12 protein-coding genes are annotated in these 14,955 nt (G+C 45.3%); 4 read left to right on the top strand and 8 right to left on the bottom strand.

The genetic code is table 11. The features are described 5' to 3' along the window. Window positions 1-473 precede the first annotated feature (473 nt). Window positions 474-1,901 carry a tetratricopeptide repeat protein gene (locus ACTHTQ_RS10015; RefSeq protein ID WP_440363825.1) on the bottom strand — a complete coding sequence of 476 codons (1,428 nt, stop codon included), beginning with the start codon at window positions 1,899-1,901 and terminating at the stop codon, window positions 474-476. A 224-nt stretch (window positions 1,902-2,125) separates the two neighbouring features. Beyond that, a complete protein-coding gene (gene yhbY, locus ACTHTQ_RS10020; protein WP_070631077.1) occupies window positions 2,126-2,413 on the bottom strand; it encodes a ribosome assembly RNA-binding protein YhbY in 288 nt (95 codons plus the stop codon). Between the two features lie 111 nt (window positions 2,414-2,524). On the opposite strand from yhbY, the gene ACTHTQ_RS10025 reads away from it, so the two are divergent. Both ACTHTQ_RS10025 and ftsH read left to right on the top strand, forming a co-directional pair. Then, window positions 2,525-3,145, top strand: coding sequence for an RlmE family RNA methyltransferase (locus ACTHTQ_RS10025; protein WP_004520613.1), 621 nt, complete (start codon window positions 2,525-2,527; stop codon window positions 3,143-3,145). A gap of 70 nt (window positions 3,146-3,215) precedes the next feature. Then, the gene (ftsH, locus tag ACTHTQ_RS10030; protein WP_154953665.1) at window positions 3,216-5,177 is read left to right on the top strand and encodes an ATP-dependent zinc metalloprotease FtsH; all 1,962 of its coding nucleotides are present in this window, start codon (window positions 3,216-3,218) and stop codon (window positions 5,175-5,177) included. 103 nt (window positions 5,178-5,280) lie between these two features. On the opposite strand, the gene tpx is transcribed toward ftsH, so the two are convergent. The 3 genes from tpx to trpS all read right to left on the bottom strand — a co-directional run bounded on the left by tpx (window position 5,281) and on the right by trpS (window position 7,450). Then, window positions 5,281-5,775, bottom strand: coding sequence for a thiol peroxidase (gene tpx / locus ACTHTQ_RS10035; RefSeq protein WP_003679194.1), 495 nt, complete (start codon window positions 5,773-5,775; stop codon window positions 5,281-5,283). 43 nt (window positions 5,776-5,818) lie between these two features. Beyond that, window positions 5,819-6,358, bottom strand: a complete 540-nt coding sequence (locus ACTHTQ_RS10040; RefSeq protein WP_440363826.1) for a hypothetical protein — start codon at window positions 6,356-6,358, stop codon at window positions 5,819-5,821. 81 nt (window positions 6,359-6,439) lie between these two features. After that, the gene (gene trpS / locus ACTHTQ_RS10045) at window positions 6,440-7,450 is read right to left on the bottom strand and encodes a tryptophan--tRNA ligase (RefSeq protein WP_440363827.1); all 1,011 of its coding nucleotides are present in this window, start codon (window positions 7,448-7,450) and stop codon (window positions 6,440-6,442) included. A gap of 258 nt (window positions 7,451-7,708) precedes the next feature. Here trpS and clpB point away from each other — a divergent pair, with 258 nt between their 5' ends. Together clpB and ACTHTQ_RS10055 are read left to right on the top strand one after the other, a co-directional pair. After that, window positions 7,709-10,282 carry an ATP-dependent chaperone ClpB gene (clpB, locus tag ACTHTQ_RS10050; protein WP_440363828.1) on the top strand — a complete coding sequence of 858 codons (2,574 nt, stop codon included), beginning with the start codon at window positions 7,709-7,711 and terminating at the stop codon, window positions 10,280-10,282. 229 nt (window positions 10,283-10,511) lie between these two features. Continuing rightward, window positions 10,512-12,500, top strand: a complete 1,989-nt coding sequence (locus tag ACTHTQ_RS10055) for a site-specific recombinase (RefSeq protein WP_440363829.1) — start codon at window positions 10,512-10,514, stop codon at window positions 12,498-12,500. A gap of 65 nt (window positions 12,501-12,565) precedes the next feature. On the opposite strand, the gene clpP is transcribed toward ACTHTQ_RS10055, so the two are convergent. From clpP to ACTHTQ_RS10070, 3 genes are all read right to left on the bottom strand, one after another. After that, window positions 12,566-13,186: an ATP-dependent Clp endopeptidase proteolytic subunit ClpP gene (gene clpP / locus ACTHTQ_RS10060; protein WP_003683589.1), complete on the bottom strand. Its 621-nt coding sequence runs from the start codon at window positions 13,184-13,186 to the stop codon at window positions 12,566-12,568. A gap of 90 nt (window positions 13,187-13,276) precedes the next feature. Next, window positions 13,277-14,587 (bottom strand): trigger factor, encoded by a 1,311-nt coding sequence (gene tig / locus ACTHTQ_RS10065; RefSeq protein WP_440363830.1) that lies wholly within the window; start codon window positions 14,585-14,587, stop codon window positions 13,277-13,279. 197 nt (window positions 14,588-14,784) lie between these two features. After that, window positions 14,785-14,949 carry an IS3 family transposase gene (locus tag ACTHTQ_RS10070; protein WP_440363831.1) on the bottom strand — a complete coding sequence of 55 codons (165 nt, stop codon included), beginning with the start codon at window positions 14,947-14,949 and terminating at the stop codon, window positions 14,785-14,787. Window positions 14,950-14,955: the final 6 nt, after the last annotated feature.

Consider the following 14,955-nt stretch of genomic DNA (forward strand, 5'->3'; position numbering starts at 1 on the left):
AATTACTGAAATATTTTCAATACGTTATAACCGTTGATGAAAAATTAGAAAGAATTGAACTTTTTGCGAACCAGCTAACCTGCAAATGCTATCAGTAATTGGGCAAACTGGCAAATCATGCTGTAGATATTGATAGGATGTAGAGGTTGAAATTAAGACTTTTTAAAAGAGTTATGGAGCTTGTTTTTAAATCGAGATATTGAGTGGATTCAGTAAAAGGTATCAGATATTTGAGTAAATAGATTCGAATACGAAAAATATTTTTCAAATTTTGTTGTAAATAGAAAATTAAATTTAGATTATCTGTTTTTTTACAAAGAGAATAGGCCGTCTGAAGACTCTAAAGAGATTAAGGAGAAATGGGATTTGAAGATGGCGATTGTAGAGGAAGGGTAAATGAAAAAAATGACATGTACAGGCTATTTTAGCGCTGACATGTCATTTATGTAGGAAGTTAGAATTTCAGACGGCCTTTAAGCGGCAGAGGTCTTTTGAGCGAATTGCTTCCATTGAGCCAAAAGCTCTTCGAGAACATCTTGCTGTTCATGTCCATGTTGGATGGCTTCTTGCAACCAGAAACAAGCATTGTTGATGTCTTTTTCTACACCCATGCCGTGATAATACAGACAGGCAAGATTATATTGAGCCATCGTGTCTCTTTGTTTGGCCGCTGCTTCAAACCATTTTGCAGCTTGGGCATAGTCGACAGGTACACCTTGTCCGCTGTAATACATCATGCCAAGGTTAGTTTGGGATTTACTGTGTCCACGTTCTGCGGACTGATGGTATAGATCCAGTGCTTCAGCGTAATTCTGTTGGCGTTTTAAGCCATAGTGCGCTGCAAATGCCAGCTTATACAAACGTTCAGCTTCCTGACGTTGGAGGGCGATTTCTTTCGTCAGCTCATAGTTTTGCTGGTTATTCAATGCGCTGTCAGACAGAAGTTTTTGGTAAGCGACAAGATTACCTAAATCAGCCGAGCGTTGATAATATTGACGCGCAGTGTCCGCATCAACGGCTCGTCCCAATCCGTAGCGATGGATATCACCTAAAAGACGCAAGCCTTCCGGATCATTTTGATCCGCAGCAAATTTAGCGTGCTGATAGGCCTTTTGAGGGTCTCGTTCGGTGTTTTTGCCCAATAGATAGATTTCGGCAAGTGCTACATGCGCGTTGCTGTCACCTTGTTCGGCAGCTTTTTCAAACCATTCCAATGCTTCAGTAGGATTTGATGCGGCTAAGAGTTCTGCAAGAGAAGTTTGCGCTGGAACAATGTCGTAATCGGCGGCAATACGCAAATGTTCGATTGCTTTTTCAGGGTTTTGTGCAACACCTTGCCCCAATTTGTATTGAAGACCGAGTTGCCAGTGTGCCGCAATAAATCCCTGTGCAGCGGATTGCTGATAAAGTTTATGGGAATATTCCAAATCAGGAGAGCTGGAATATTGGTAATATTGGGCTAAGAAGTATTGTGCCTGAGGATTTTGCTGTTCGGCGGCTTTTAATGCCCATTTGACTGCTTCTTGGTCATTGCCGTTATCTGCATATAAACGCATCAGGCGTAGTTGTGCAGGGGCTAATCCTTCTTCGGCAAGCTCTTGATAGGTTGCAATGAGCTTTTCTACTTCTATTCCATTATTTTCTTGTAACTGGAGAAGATTATAGCGGGCATATGGATGACCAGCTCTTGCAGCTTGTTTTAAATATTCAACTGCAATTACTAAATCTTGCTCATTTTCATGGTGTTCGATCAGGCATCCTGCCAGCTGAAATGCAGCCTCAATATGCCCGGCTTCTGCTGCTTCGTAGAGCAATGGAATGGCTCGTGCAAAGTCAGGTGGGTTTTGAGTGATTAATTTTTCTGCTAGCAGAAAAGATTCTTCATATTGTTGAGCATTCATCGGTTTGCTTTTATATTTTGTGAAGGATTAAGAATAAAATTATCGGCCGACAAGGTGCGGCCGTTATGATTTTGTAATTTTGAGGTTATTTACAAAAACAGACAACCGGATTTGTATTTTTATACTTAGAATAATGGAATAATTTGTTTTATGCTGCATAAATACAACAGAAGGGTGTGATAAAGTGGGTTGAGAAAATACTTCTGCTGTTTATTCAGTTTAAATTATTCATCGTCCGGTTTTTTACGCCACAAAACAAGTAATTTACCAATATGTTGCACCAGTTGGGCACCCAGTGTTTCACACAGGGCATCACAAATTTCAATACGTTCAGCACGATCATCGCCAAAAACACGGACTTTAATCAATTCGTGTGCTGTCAATGCGGCATCGGTTTCTTTGATGACCGAGTCGGTCAAGCCTTGTTGGCCAACCATAACGACAGGGTGGAGGTGGTGTGCTTGGGCTTTCAAGGCCAAAATTTCTTTGGTGCTTAATTTGTTGTCGCTCATATTAATAAGTATCCAATTAAAAAGAATAATGGCTATATTGTACGCGATTTAGAACATTTACGGGGGAAATAACGTACAATGCTGATTTTAACTTAAGCATTTCAAATCAAGATGGCTGTACGCTCAAAATCTTCAAAAGCATGGCTGCATGAGCACGTCAACGATCATTATGTCCATATGGCACAAAAGGACGGATATCGTGCCAGAGCGGCTTATAAATTATTGGAAATCAATCAGAAAGACAAATTAATCAAGCCAGGTACAGTTTTGGCGGATTTGGGCAGTGCGCCGGGAAGTTGGTCACAAGTTGCGGCCAAGCTGGTCGGTAAAACAGGGGCAGTGTTCGCTTTGGATATTTTGCCAATGGATGCTATTGAAGGTGTGTCGTTTATTCAGGGTGACTTTAGGGAAGATGCTGTTTTGGAGCAGTTTGAAGCCTTATTGGATAATCGTCCGTTAGACCTTGTAATCTGTGATATGGCACCCAATATGTCAGGCAATGCCGTAACCGACCAGGCACGCAGTTTTTATTTGTGTGAACTGGCTTTGGATTTTGCCTCCCAGCATTTGAAAACCGGAGGCAGTTTTTTGGTGAAGGTGTTTCAAGGCGCGGGTTATCAAGAGTATACGGCGGCTATGCGTGAAATTTTTGCCAGTGTACAAACCCGAAAGCCGGATGCTTCCCGCAATCGTTCCAGTGAGATTTACCTATTAGGTAAAAATAAACGCTGACAATGTAGGGTGGGTGCTTTAAAATTCTTTCCCTTGATTTTATTTATTTTGTAACCATGGAGCCTGTTCAGTGGGGAATACCATTAAAAACATATTAGTCTGGGTAGTGGGTGGTGCTATGCTTTTAGCAGCATTCAATGCACTCAGCGATAAGCAGGAAGATAAACAGCAAATCGAATATTCTCAATTTATTCAGCAAGTTAATAGTGGCGAAGTATCCAATGTCAATATTGAAGGATCTGTTGTCAGCGGCTATCTGATTAAAGGTGAGCGCACCGATAAAACTGCCTTCTATACCAATGCGCCTTTGGATGACAACTTGGTTAAAACACTGTTGGACAACAAAGTACGCGTCAAAGTGACTCCGGAAGAAAAACCAAGCATGCTGGCTAGTCTGTTTTACAGCCTGCTGCCTGTTTTGTTGTTGATCGGTGCATGGTTCTACTTCATGCGCATGCAAAGCGGCGGTGGCAGTAAAGGCGGAGCATTCTCTTTTGGTAAGAGCCGTGCACGTTTGTTGGACAAAGATTCCAATAAAGTTACTTTTGCCGATGTTGCCGGTTGTGATGAGGCAAAAGAAGAAGTACAAGAAATCGTGGATTACTTGAAATCGCCTAACCGTTACCAAAGCCTGGGTGGTCGTGTACCGCGCGGTATTTTGTTGGCCGGTAGCCCTGGTACGGGTAAAACATTGCTGGCCAAAGCGATTGCTGGTGAGGCCGGTGTGCCATTCTTCAGTATTTCAGGTTCTGACTTCGTAGAAATGTTTGTCGGTGTCGGTGCGAGCCGTGTCCGCGATATGTTCGAGCAGGCTAAGAAAAATGCGCCATGTATCATCTTTATTGATGAAATTGATGCTGTCGGCCGTCAGCGTGGTGCCGGTTTGGGCGGTGGCAATGATGAGCGTGAGCAAACATTGAACCAATTGTTGGTTGAAATGGATGGTTTTGAAAGCAACCAAACTGTTATTGTGATCGCAGCAACCAACCGTCCTGATGTACTTGACCCTGCGTTGCAGCGTCCGGGCCGTTTTGACCGCCAAGTCGTTGTTCCATTGCCTGATATCCGTGGCCGTGAGCAAATCTTGAAAGTACACGCTAAAAAAGTACCTTTGGATGCATCCGTAGATTTGACTTCTTTAGCACGCGGTACACCTGGTTTTTCAGGTGCGGATTTGGCAAACTTGGTCAATGAAGCAGCTTTGTTTGCTGGTCGTCGCAATAAAGTGAAAGTCGATCAAAGCGACTTTGAAGATGCAAAAGACAAAATCTACATGGGTCCGGAGCGTCGCAGCATGGTGATGCACGAAGATGAAAAACGTGCGACAGCCTATCATGAGGCCGGCCATGCAATCGTAGCGGAAAGCCTGCCGTTTACCGATCCGGTTCACAAAGTAACCATTATGCCTCGTGGCCGCGCATTGGGTTTGACTTGGCAACTGCCTGAGCGTGACCGTATCAGCATGTACAAAGACCAAATGTTGAGCCAGCTCTCAATCTTGTTTGGTGGCCGTATTGCTGAAGATATTTTTGTCGGCCGTATTTCTACCGGCGCATCTAACGACTTTGAGCGTGCAACTCAAATGGCACGCGAGATGGTAACGCGTTATGGTATGAGCGACAAAATGGGGGTGATGGTTTATGCTGAGAACGAAGGTGAGGTATTCTTGGGTCGCAGCGTAACCCGTTCTCAAAATATTTCCGAGAAAACCCAACAAGATATCGATGCGGAAATCCGCCGTATTTTGGATGAGCAATACCAAGTGGCTTACAAAATCTTGGATGAAAATCGCGATAAGATGGAAACCATGTGCAAGGCACTGATGGATTGGGAAACCATCGATCGAGACCAAGTTTTGGAAATTATGGCCGGTAAACAGCCTAGTCCGCCTAAAGATTACAGCCACAATGTCCGTGATGACAAAGTAGAAGAGCCTGAAGCGCCTGTTGCTGAAGCTGTTGAACCTGTTGAGCAAAATGAGGTTCAGAATACTGAGTCAGTAGAAGCAGACAAAACAGATAAATCTGTATAAGGCTTGAAACAGAAAACGGTAGCTTTTAAGCTACCGTTTTTATTTTGAAGATAAGCAAAAGGCCGTCTGAAAAGCTTCAGACGGCCTGATTTTATTGAGTCAATTACAAAACAGCCAAAGCAGCTTCGTAGTCAGGCTCGTTCGCAATTTCAGAAACCAACTCAGCGTGGAGAACTTGGTTTTGCTCGTTCAAAACCACCACTGCACGGGCAGTCAGGCCGCGTAATGGGCTTTCTGTCAGTGTAACACCGTAATCGTTAGAAAAGCTGCTGCGGAATGTAGAAAGTGTCACTACATTTTCCAAACCTTCTGCACCGCAGAAACGGGCTTGTGCAAACGGTAAATCGGCAGAAATGCACAAAACGACGGTATTATCCAAAGAAGAGGCACGTTTGTTGAAAGTGCGGACGGACTGGGCGCATACGCCGGTGTCAATACTAGGGAAAATATTCAGCACTTTGCGTTTGCCTGCAAAGTCAGCCAATGATTTCTCAGATAGGTCTGCCGCTACCAATGTGAAATCAGGTGCAACCTGGCCGATGGCAGGCAAATTGCCGTTTGTAGAAATAGGAGAGCCTTGGAAAGTAACTTGGGCCATGATTCAGTCCTTGTGTCAGGGGGAAAATAGGATGGTCAGGAGTTTAGTAATGACGGCGGCGGAAATAGAACATGCCTTCGCTGTCAATTTCTAAAATATAGCGGCCGTTTTGTACGGCAGCATAACCGCTTTTGCCTTCGGTATAAGGCTGTAAAGCAGCGTGTGAAATCAGATAGTCGGTCAGTTTGCTGCCGTCTTGGGCAATATTATCCACCATTTTTGCAAAGGTAGTGTGGCAGACTCCGTTGGCTGACCAGCCGGCTGAAATGCCTTTTTCATTTTTTTCCATGCATTGGCCGCTGATGACTTCTAAGTCGGTAGGGTGCTTGCCAATCAGATTGATGACGCCACCCTCTATGCCGTTAATCGGATAGGTGCGTTGTTTTTTACCTTCTTTGGTTTCGCCTTCTTGAGCTGTACCCAAATCCAAACCGGCTATGGCTTGTTCATCGATATATTTAACTTTGAAGGTAGGCTTTGGCGCTTTGCCTGAAGCAGCATCATTGGCTGCATTATCTTCAGATTTACCGCCGCAGGCAGCCAATGAAAGGCTGAGCAAGATAAGGGGAAAGGTTTTTTTCATATAAGAAACCCTAGAAAAACGATTATATTTCAAATAATAAACGATATTATGGCCGTCTGAAATTTTCAGACGGCCTTGCTATTATTTCAACGGACGAATACCTACTGCATCGCGTACTTTATCCAACAATTCGCGTGCTTCTTTACGTGCTTTTTGTGCGCCGGACTGCAAAATGTCTTCAATTTGAGAGGGTTTGGCGGTCAATTCATTGTAGCGCTCGCGCGGCTCTGCGAGTTCGGCATTGATTTTTGCGCCCAAGAGTTTCTTGGCCTCACCCCAAGCAAGGCCTTCGGCCAGCATTTGCGTGAACTCGGCAGTTTCAGACGGCGTGGAGAAGGCTTTGTAGATTTCAAATAGAGGACTTTCATCAGGCTGTTTCGGCTCGCCGGGTTCTTTCATATTGGTGATGATTTTGTTGACCGATTTTTGGGTTTTCTTGTCGTTTTCCCAAAGCGGAATGGTGTTGCCGTAGGACTTGGACATTTTGCGTCCGTCCAAGCCGACCAAGAGTTCGACATTTTCGTCGATTTTTACTTCTGGCAGGGTGAAGAGTTCTTGGAAGCGGTGGTTGAAGCGACCGGCAATATCACGAGCCATTTCAACGTGTTGGATTTGGTCGCGACCGACTGGTACTTCATGGGCGTTGAACATAAGGATGTCGGCAGTCATGAGGATAGGGTAGCTGTACAGGCCCATTTCCACGCCGTGATCCGGATCTTCCTGACCGTTTTCAGTATTTGCCTGTACTGCGGCTTTGTAAGCGTGGGCGCGGTTCATCAGACCTTTTGCGGTAATACAGGTCAGAATCCAGTTCAACTCCATTACTTCGGGAATGTCGCTTTGACGGTAGAAAGTGGTCTGTTCCGGATTGAGTCCGCAGGCGAGCCATGTGGCGGCAACAGCTTGAGTAGATTGATGAATCATTTCCGGCTCATGACATTTGATGATGCCGTGATAGTCGGCCAAAAAGAGGAATGATTCGGTATTGGAATCTTGCGCTGCACGGATAGCCGGGCGGATGGCACCGACATAGTTGCCCAAGTGTGGAATACCTGTTGTGGTAACGCCTGTTAAAACTCGTTTTTTGCTCATGAAAGTATCCTTCGGCACAAAGGCCGTCTGAAAATAAATATGGTGCCGATTATACCTGATTATTCTTGATTTTTCAGACGGCCTTTTGAGTAAAGGGTAAATGGATAATAAAAGTTATACACATAAAATTATAAAAATAAAATTTTATAAAACAATAATATAGTAAAAATTTTTAATTAATTGAGAAAATGGCTATTGAGTTATCCACATTTGCGCTTATATAGGCTCTAACAGAATATATTTGAAGAGGAACGTAAAATGAGATTTGATAAATTGACTGCCAAATTTCAGCAAGCTCTGCAAGAAGGTCAAAGTTTGGCTTTGGCTGCGGACAGCAGCTACCTTGAGGCCGGCTTTATCTTAAAAGCGTTGCTTGACGATCAAAACAGTGGTGCTGCTGCGTTACTGGCTCATGCAGGTGTGAATGTGCCTCAAGTAAAACAACGTTTGCAGCAACATTTGAGCAGCTTGCCAAAAGTATCCGGACAAGGCGGTGATATTATGCCTAGCCGTGAGCTGCAAGCTGTATTGAACTTGATGGACAAGGCTGCAACCAAACGCGGCGATGCCTATATCGCCAGTGAACTTTTCCTGCTGGCTTTGGTTCAGCAGAATGATGCGACCGGCAAAATCTTGAAAGAAGCTGGTGCGACCGAACAAAATATCAATGCCGCAATCGATGCGGTACGAGGAGGACAAAACGTGAACGATGCGAATGCCGAAGACCAACGCGATGCTTTGAAAAAATACACACTTGACCTGACTCAACGCGCCCGTGATGGTAAGCTCGACCCTGTTATCGGTCGTGATGATGAAATTCGTCGTGCGATTCAGGTATTGCAACGCCGTACCAAAAACAACCCTGTGCTGATTGGTGAGCCGGGTGTGGGTAAAACCGCTATTGTTGAAGGCTTGGCGCAACGTATTGTTAACGGCGAAGTACCTGAATCCCTGCGTAACAAACGCCTTTTGGTTCTGGACTTGGCAGCTTTGATTGCCGGTGCGAAATATCGCGGCGAATTTGAAGAACGCTTGAAAGGCGTGTTGAACGACTTGGCTAAAGATGACGGCAACACTCTGATTTTCATTGACGAAATCCATACTTTGGTTGGCGCAGGCAAAACCGACGGCGCAATGGATGCGGGCAATATGTTGAAACCGGCTTTGGCGCGCGGCGAATTGCACTGTATCGGTGCGACTACTTTGGACGAATACCGTCAGTACATCGAAAAAGATGCGGCACTCGAACGCCGTTTCCAAAAAGTATTGGTTGGCGAGCCAAGCGTGGAAGATACCATCGCTATTTTGCGCGGTTTGCAAGAGCGTTATGAAATCCACCACGGTATCGATATTACCGACCCTGCTATCGTTGCCGCAGCAGAGTTGAGCGACCGTTATATTACCGACCGCTTCCTGCCTGATAAAGCGATTGATTTGATCGACGAAGCGGCCAGCCGCATCAAAATGGAGCTGGACAGCAAACCTGAGCAAATGGATAAACTTGACCGTCGCATTATCCAGCTCAAAATGGAAAAAATGCACGTTGCCAAAGAAACTGATGATGCCAGCAAAAAACGTCTGGAATTGATAGACGAAGAAATCGACGGCCTACAAAAAGAATACGCCGATTTGGATGAAATCTGGAAAGCCGAAAAAGCGGCATCATCCAGCACTGCCGACATCAAGAAACAGATGGACGACATCAAAGTCAAAATCGAGCAGGCCAAACGCCAAGGCGACTTTGCCCGCGCGTCCGAACTCGAATACGGCGAGTTACCGAAATTGGGTGCACAGTTGCAGGCAGCGGAAAGCAACTCCGACGGCAAAAAACAAAACAAACTTTTCCGTACTGAAGTCGGCGCGGATGAAGTAGCCGAAATCGTTTCCCGCATGACCGGCATCCCTGTGTCAAAAATGATGGAAGGTGAACGCGACAAGCTGCTGAAGATGGAAGAAGTATTGCACCGCCGCGTGGTTGGTCAAGACGAAGCCGTGCGTGCCGTGTCTGATGCTATCCGCCGTAGCCGTTCCGGTTTGGCCGATCCGAATAAACCTTATGGCAGCTTCTTGTTCTTAGGCCCGACCGGCGTGGGTAAAACCGAATTGTGTAAGGCATTGGCAGGTTTCCTGTTTGACAGCGAAGATCATCTGATTCGTATCGATATGTCCGAATACATGGAAAAACATGCTGTTGCCCGCTTAATCGGTGCACCTCCCGGCTATGTCGGCTACGAAGAAGGCGGTTACCTGACTGAGCAAGTCCGCCGCAAACCATACAGCGTGATTCTTTTGGATGAAGTGGAAAAAGCCCATCCGGACGTATTCAACATCTTGCTGCAAGTATTGGATGACGGTCGCTTGACCGATGGACAAGGTCGAACCGTGGACTTCAAAAATACCGTTATCGTGATGACTTCCAATATCGGTAGCCAACATATCCAACAAATGGGTACTCAGGACTACGAAGCGGTAAAAGAAGTTGTGATGGAGGATGTGAAAGAACATTTCCGTCCTGAAATGATCAACCGTATTGACGAAGTAGTCGTGTTCCATGGTTTGGATCAAGCCAATATCCGCAGCATTGCGAAAATCCAACTTAAAGGTTTGGAAAAACGTTTGGAAGCACAACATCTGCATCTGAAAGTCGATGATGCTGCCTTGGATCTGATTGCTAAAGCCGGTTTCGACCCTGTGTATGGTGCCCGTCCGCTCAAACGCGCCATCCAATCAGAAATCGAAAATACGCTGGCAAAAGCATTGCTTGAAGGCAAATATGCACCTGATAGCACAATCCATGTTAAAGAAGAGGGTGGTAAGCTCTTGTTTGCATAAGGTTAAAACAATGTAGTATGCTGTTGTAAAAGGCCGTCTGAAAGAATTCAGACGGCCTTTCTTAATTATTGATTCATATCATATATTTATTATGTGATTTGATTATTCATTGAATTTTAGAGAATATTAATCGAAAATCTTGTGCCATGGGTTGATAAAGAATGCGATATAATCCGACCTGTTTGCCAAGGTTCTTGCTAAAGATCTCATTTTATGTAATAATACTACAATGCAAAAACTGACTAATCAAAATCTTCACATTATTTTGTCGGAACGCTTAAATGATACCGACTTTGTTCTTATTCTCAATGCATTAATCAAATTTTTGCGCCGAGGAGGCAAAAAACAGGCTTCCGAACGTTTCGATTTGATTTTATCTACTTTAAAACAAGACGATGCTTTATGCCGTCAATTCAGCCTGCGCTTCTATGCCTGGTTGTCTAAAGTTCACATCTATCCTGCGCTGATTAAGCTGGGTATTTTCTCGCGCCATAGCTTTACTCGAGAGATGGGCATACGGATTTACGAACGTTTCAGCCCGTCTTATAAAGATTTTTCCAATCTGCGCGAAGTATTTTTATATCTTTTTCATTCGAAAAACGATGATAAATGGTTGCAGACCCTGAGTTTGCGCCAATGGTTGAGCATGTATGAATTGTTGCTGGGTAAAGCGGATCCTGCTTTGCTTCAGACGGCCAGCCGACAGTTGGCAGATGCCCGTTTGCGAGCGGTAGAAATGCTGTCTATTTGGATTGCTTCCGAAGCGATTGAGCCGGATTTAATACGGATTGCTCCCCGTTTGTTGGAGGCGGATTCGGCATTTGTTGCTTTGCAACGTGAAATTGCAAAATTGGTTGAACACTATCGCCACAGTGAAGAAACTTACGATACGGCGCACTTGGAGGTCATGTTTGACCAGTGCAACAAGCAAATTGAGTATCTGCGTCGTCGTGGTACAGGGGCGGGGTCTGGTTCGTCAGTGAAAGTGGCCCACTTGCTGGAGCGTCTGCAGCAAACCCTAGGCCGTCTGAAACTGCTGACCAATATTCAAATTGAAACCGGCAGCCGCACCCGCTTAACCATCAATCTGATGAATGCGATGATTTACGCGGCGGTAGAGCAATACAGTACCAGCCACTTGCGTAAAAGCAGTATCCGAATGCTGGCGCGCAGTATTACGGAAAACAAAAGTCATCATGGTGAGCATTACATTACGCGCAACCGTAGCGAATATTTCAAAATGTTTTATTCTGCAGCAGGTGGCGGCGTAATTATTGCTTTGATGGCATTGAATAAAATCCATATTGCGTCTTTGGGATTCGGCGAGTTTACTACTTCATTCCTTGCCGGACTTAACTATGGCTTAGGCTTTATGCTGATTCATATGCTGCACTGCACCGTTGCGACTAAGCAGCCTGCCATGACAGCGGCGAGCTTTGCCGAGCAGGTGGACTCAAATGAAGGCAGTAAAGCGGTGGACAATAAATTGGCAAAACTGCTGATTGACGTGTGTCGTTCGCAAAGTGTGGCCGTGTTTGGTAATGTATCGATTGCCGTATTGTTGGCGGCTGGGATCGCTTGGGGTTATGCCTACACGCATGGGCAGCCCTTGTTGAACGAGGCGGTTACAGCCTACCAGCTTAAATCTATTGAGATTTTTACTCAGCCAACCTTATGGTATGCCGCTATTGCCGGTGTATGGTTGTTTTGTTCGGGGATTATTGCCGGCTTCTTTGATAACCGTTCCGATTATCTGAACCTGCGTCAGCGCCTGCCGTTTAATCCGTTTTTACGAAAAATCATGCGTCCGCAGCCGCGTCGCTGTTTGGCCGCTTATATTCATAAGCATTACGGCTCGCTTATGGGCAATTTTATTTTCGGTATGCTCTTGGGGATGACCGGCTATTTTGGCCATCTTTTCGGCTTGCCGCTGGATATTCGCCATGTGGCGTTCTCTTCGGCAAACTTGGGTTATGCCGCGATTAGCGGTCATGCAGATATATTCACTTTTATACTTGGCTTGGCAAGTGTATTGGCAATCGGTATGGTGAATTTGGTGGTCAGTTTTTCTTTGGCTTTGGCTGTTGCGCTTCGTTCTCGCGGTGCGCGTTTGGGCAGTATGCGTAATCTTCTGAAGAGCTTCTGGAGTCAAGTGAAAGCCAATCCTTTGATTTTGCTGTATCCGGTTCAAGTGAATAACAAAGAAAATACGAAGTAAGATTGAAGAAAGGCCGTCTGAATATATATTTTTCAGACGGCCTTTTGATTTAAAACCGATAAAGGTTAGGCTTGCAGAGAGGCGCGGTTTTCCAAAACTTGGTCAATCAAACCATATTCTTTAGCTTCATCGGCAGACATATAATTGTCGCGGTCGGTATCGCGCTCCAAGTCGGCCAAATCGCGGTCACAATGTTTGGCGAGTAAGCGATTCAGTTTCTCTTTGATTTTCAGCAGCTCTTTAGCGTGAATTTCAATATCGGAAGCCTGACCGGCCAAGCCGCCGCTGATGAGCGGTTGGTGAATCATGATGCGGCTGTTTGGCAGGGCAAAGCGTTTGCCTTTTTCGCCTGCGGACAACAGGAATGCGCCCATACTTGCCGCTTGGCCCAAGCATAAAGTAGAAACATGAGGCTTGATGAAGTTCATGGTGTCGTAAATCGACATACCGGCAGTAACCGAACCGCCCGGAGAGTTGATATAGAAGAAGATATCTTTATCAGGGTTTTCGCTTTCCAAAAACAGTAATTGCGCAACAACCAAGTTGGCAGATTCGTCCGTCACCGGGCCGATCAAGAAAACGATGCGCTCTTTCAAAAGGCGTGAGTAGATGTCGAATGCGCGCTCGCCGCGACCGCTTTGTTCGATAACGGTAGGGACAAGGTAATTATTGAAATCGAAGGACATTTTTGTCTCCTATTAATGATGGAAAAGCACCAAAGCCATTTAAAGCGCTTCGGTGCTTTTGATTGTCTGTTTCAGACGGCCTTAGAGCAATTAAGCTTGTGCGCCCATTACTTCGTCAAAAGACAGCGCTTTTTCGGTTACTTTAGCTTTGCTCAGAACGAAATCAACAACGTTGCTTTCTACTGCCAAAGAAGTCGGACCTTGCAGGCGGGAAGGCTCTGCGTAGTACCAGTCTATAACTTCTTGAGGATCTTCGTAGCTTTCTGCGAAGTTGGCAACAACGGCTTTGATTTGGCCTTCAGTTGGCTCAAGTTTGTTTTCTTCAACCAATTTAGCCAAAATCAGGCCCAAAGAAACGCGGCGTTCTGCTTGTTCTTTGAACATATCCAAAGGCAGATCCAAGTTGGCGGCGTCAGCCATACCTTGGTTAACGAAGTTTTGTTTCATTTCGTTTGCCAAGCGGGCGGCTTCTTCGTTGACCAAAGCAACAGGAACTTGCAAATCGGCTGCTTTGAGCAGGGCGTTCATTACAGATTCTTTGGTTTGTTCACCGATGCGGCGCTCAACTTCGCGGCCAACGTTTTTCTTCACTTCTTCACGCATTTTGGCAACGTCGCCGTCTTCAATACCCAAAGCTTTAGCGAAGTCTGCGTCAACTTCAGGCAAAGTAGCTTCAGAAACGTTGTTCAGGGTGATGGTGAATACGGCAGATTTACCGGCAACATCTTTACCGTGGTAGTCTTCAGGGAAGTTTACGGTAACATCTTTGCTTTCACCGGCTTTCATACCGACAACACCGGCTTCGAATTCAGGCAGCATTTGACCTGCACCCAATACGAAAGCGTAGTTTTTAGATGCGCCGCCAGCGAAAGGTTCGCCGTCGATTTTGCCTTCAAAGTCGATGATGACGCGGTCGCCGTTTTGTGCTTCGCGTTCAACATGGTTGAAGCGGGTGCGTTGTTTACGCAGGATTTCTACAGTTTGGTCAACTTCGGCATCGCCAACAGTCGCAGTAACTTTTTCTACTTCTTGGGCAGACAGGTCGCCAATAGTTACTTCAGGGAAAACTTCAAAAATAGCGGCAACTTTGAAAGACTCTTGATCGTCTTGTTCTTCAACGGCTTCAAAGCGTGGGTAACCGGCAACTTTCAATTCTTGAGCAACGGCAACTTCATAGAATTCGCGTTGTACCAATTCGTTGATAACGTCGTTTTGTGCGCTTGCACCGTACATTTGGGCAATCATTTTGAACGGTGCTTTACCCGGACGGAAGCCGTCAATTTTTGCACGGCGTTGGGTTTGTTTCAGTTTTTTCTCAGTTTCTGCGTTGATTTTGGACCAAGGCAGAGACAATACTACTTTGCGTTCCAGATTTTCTAAAGTTTCAACAGTTACGCTCATCGTAAGCCCTTAAATTTGTTGTGTTTAAACGGTTATCCTTCTGCTCAGTATTCCGAAGAATTTCGGAAGCGTGCATAAGGTCAAAATTTAGCTGCTTAGTATAACACAATGTTTCACGAATAACATAAAAAGGCCGTCTGAAAAGTGGGAAATTCTTTGAACTGGCCCCCAAATCTTGGGCACTCATAAAAGCCTATTCAGGCGCTCTGTGTAAGCTGGGTTCTGTATGCGACAGGACTCGGCTTTTTCAATTTCAAACTGCAACGCTCGCGGTTGTAGTAATCCATATAGTCATCTATCTGTTTCATCAATTCGTCCACCGTCAATTCTCCTGCGTTATAGAAACACTCCGTCTTCAACACCGCAAA

The organism is Neisseria sp. P0020.S003 (assembly GCF_051957095.1).
In the GTDB taxonomy this organism is placed as follows: Bacteria; Pseudomonadota; Gammaproteobacteria; order Burkholderiales; family Neisseriaceae; genus Neisseria; species Neisseria subflava.

Bases quoted from the DNA above. Each gene is read 5' to 3' on its own strand.
- ACTHTQ_RS10015 (WP_440363825.1), bottom strand. From the start codon at position 1,901: ATGAATGCTCAACAATATGAAGAATCTTTTCTGCTAGCAGAAAAATTA.
- yhbY (WP_070631077.1), bottom strand. From the start codon at position 2,413: ATGAGCGACAACAAATTAAGCACCAAAGAAATTTTGGCCTTGAAAGCC.
- ACTHTQ_RS10025 (WP_004520613.1), top strand. From the start codon at position 2,525: ATGGCTGTACGCTCAAAATCTTCAAAAGCATGGCTGCATGAGCACGTC.
- tpx (WP_003679194.1), bottom strand. From the start codon at position 5,775: ATGGCCCAAGTTACTTTCCAAGGCTCTCCTATTTCTACAAACGGCAAT.
- ACTHTQ_RS10040 (WP_440363826.1), bottom strand. From the start codon at position 6,358: ATGAAAAAAACCTTTCCCCTTATCTTGCTCAGCCTTTCATTGGCTGCC.
- trpS (WP_440363827.1), bottom strand. From the start codon at position 7,450: ATGAGCAAAAAACGAGTTTTAACAGGCGTTACCACAACAGGTATTCCA.
- clpB (WP_440363828.1), top strand. From the start codon at position 7,709: ATGAGATTTGATAAATTGACTGCCAAATTTCAGCAAGCTCTGCAAGAA.
- ACTHTQ_RS10055 (WP_440363829.1), top strand. From the start codon at position 10,512: ATGCAAAAACTGACTAATCAAAATCTTCACATTATTTTGTCGGAACGC.
- clpP (WP_003683589.1), bottom strand. From the start codon at position 13,186: ATGTCCTTCGATTTCAATAATTACCTTGTCCCTACCGTTATCGAACAA.
- tig (WP_440363830.1), bottom strand. From the start codon at position 14,587: ATGAGCGTAACTGTTGAAACTTTAGAAAATCTGGAACGCAAAGTAGTA.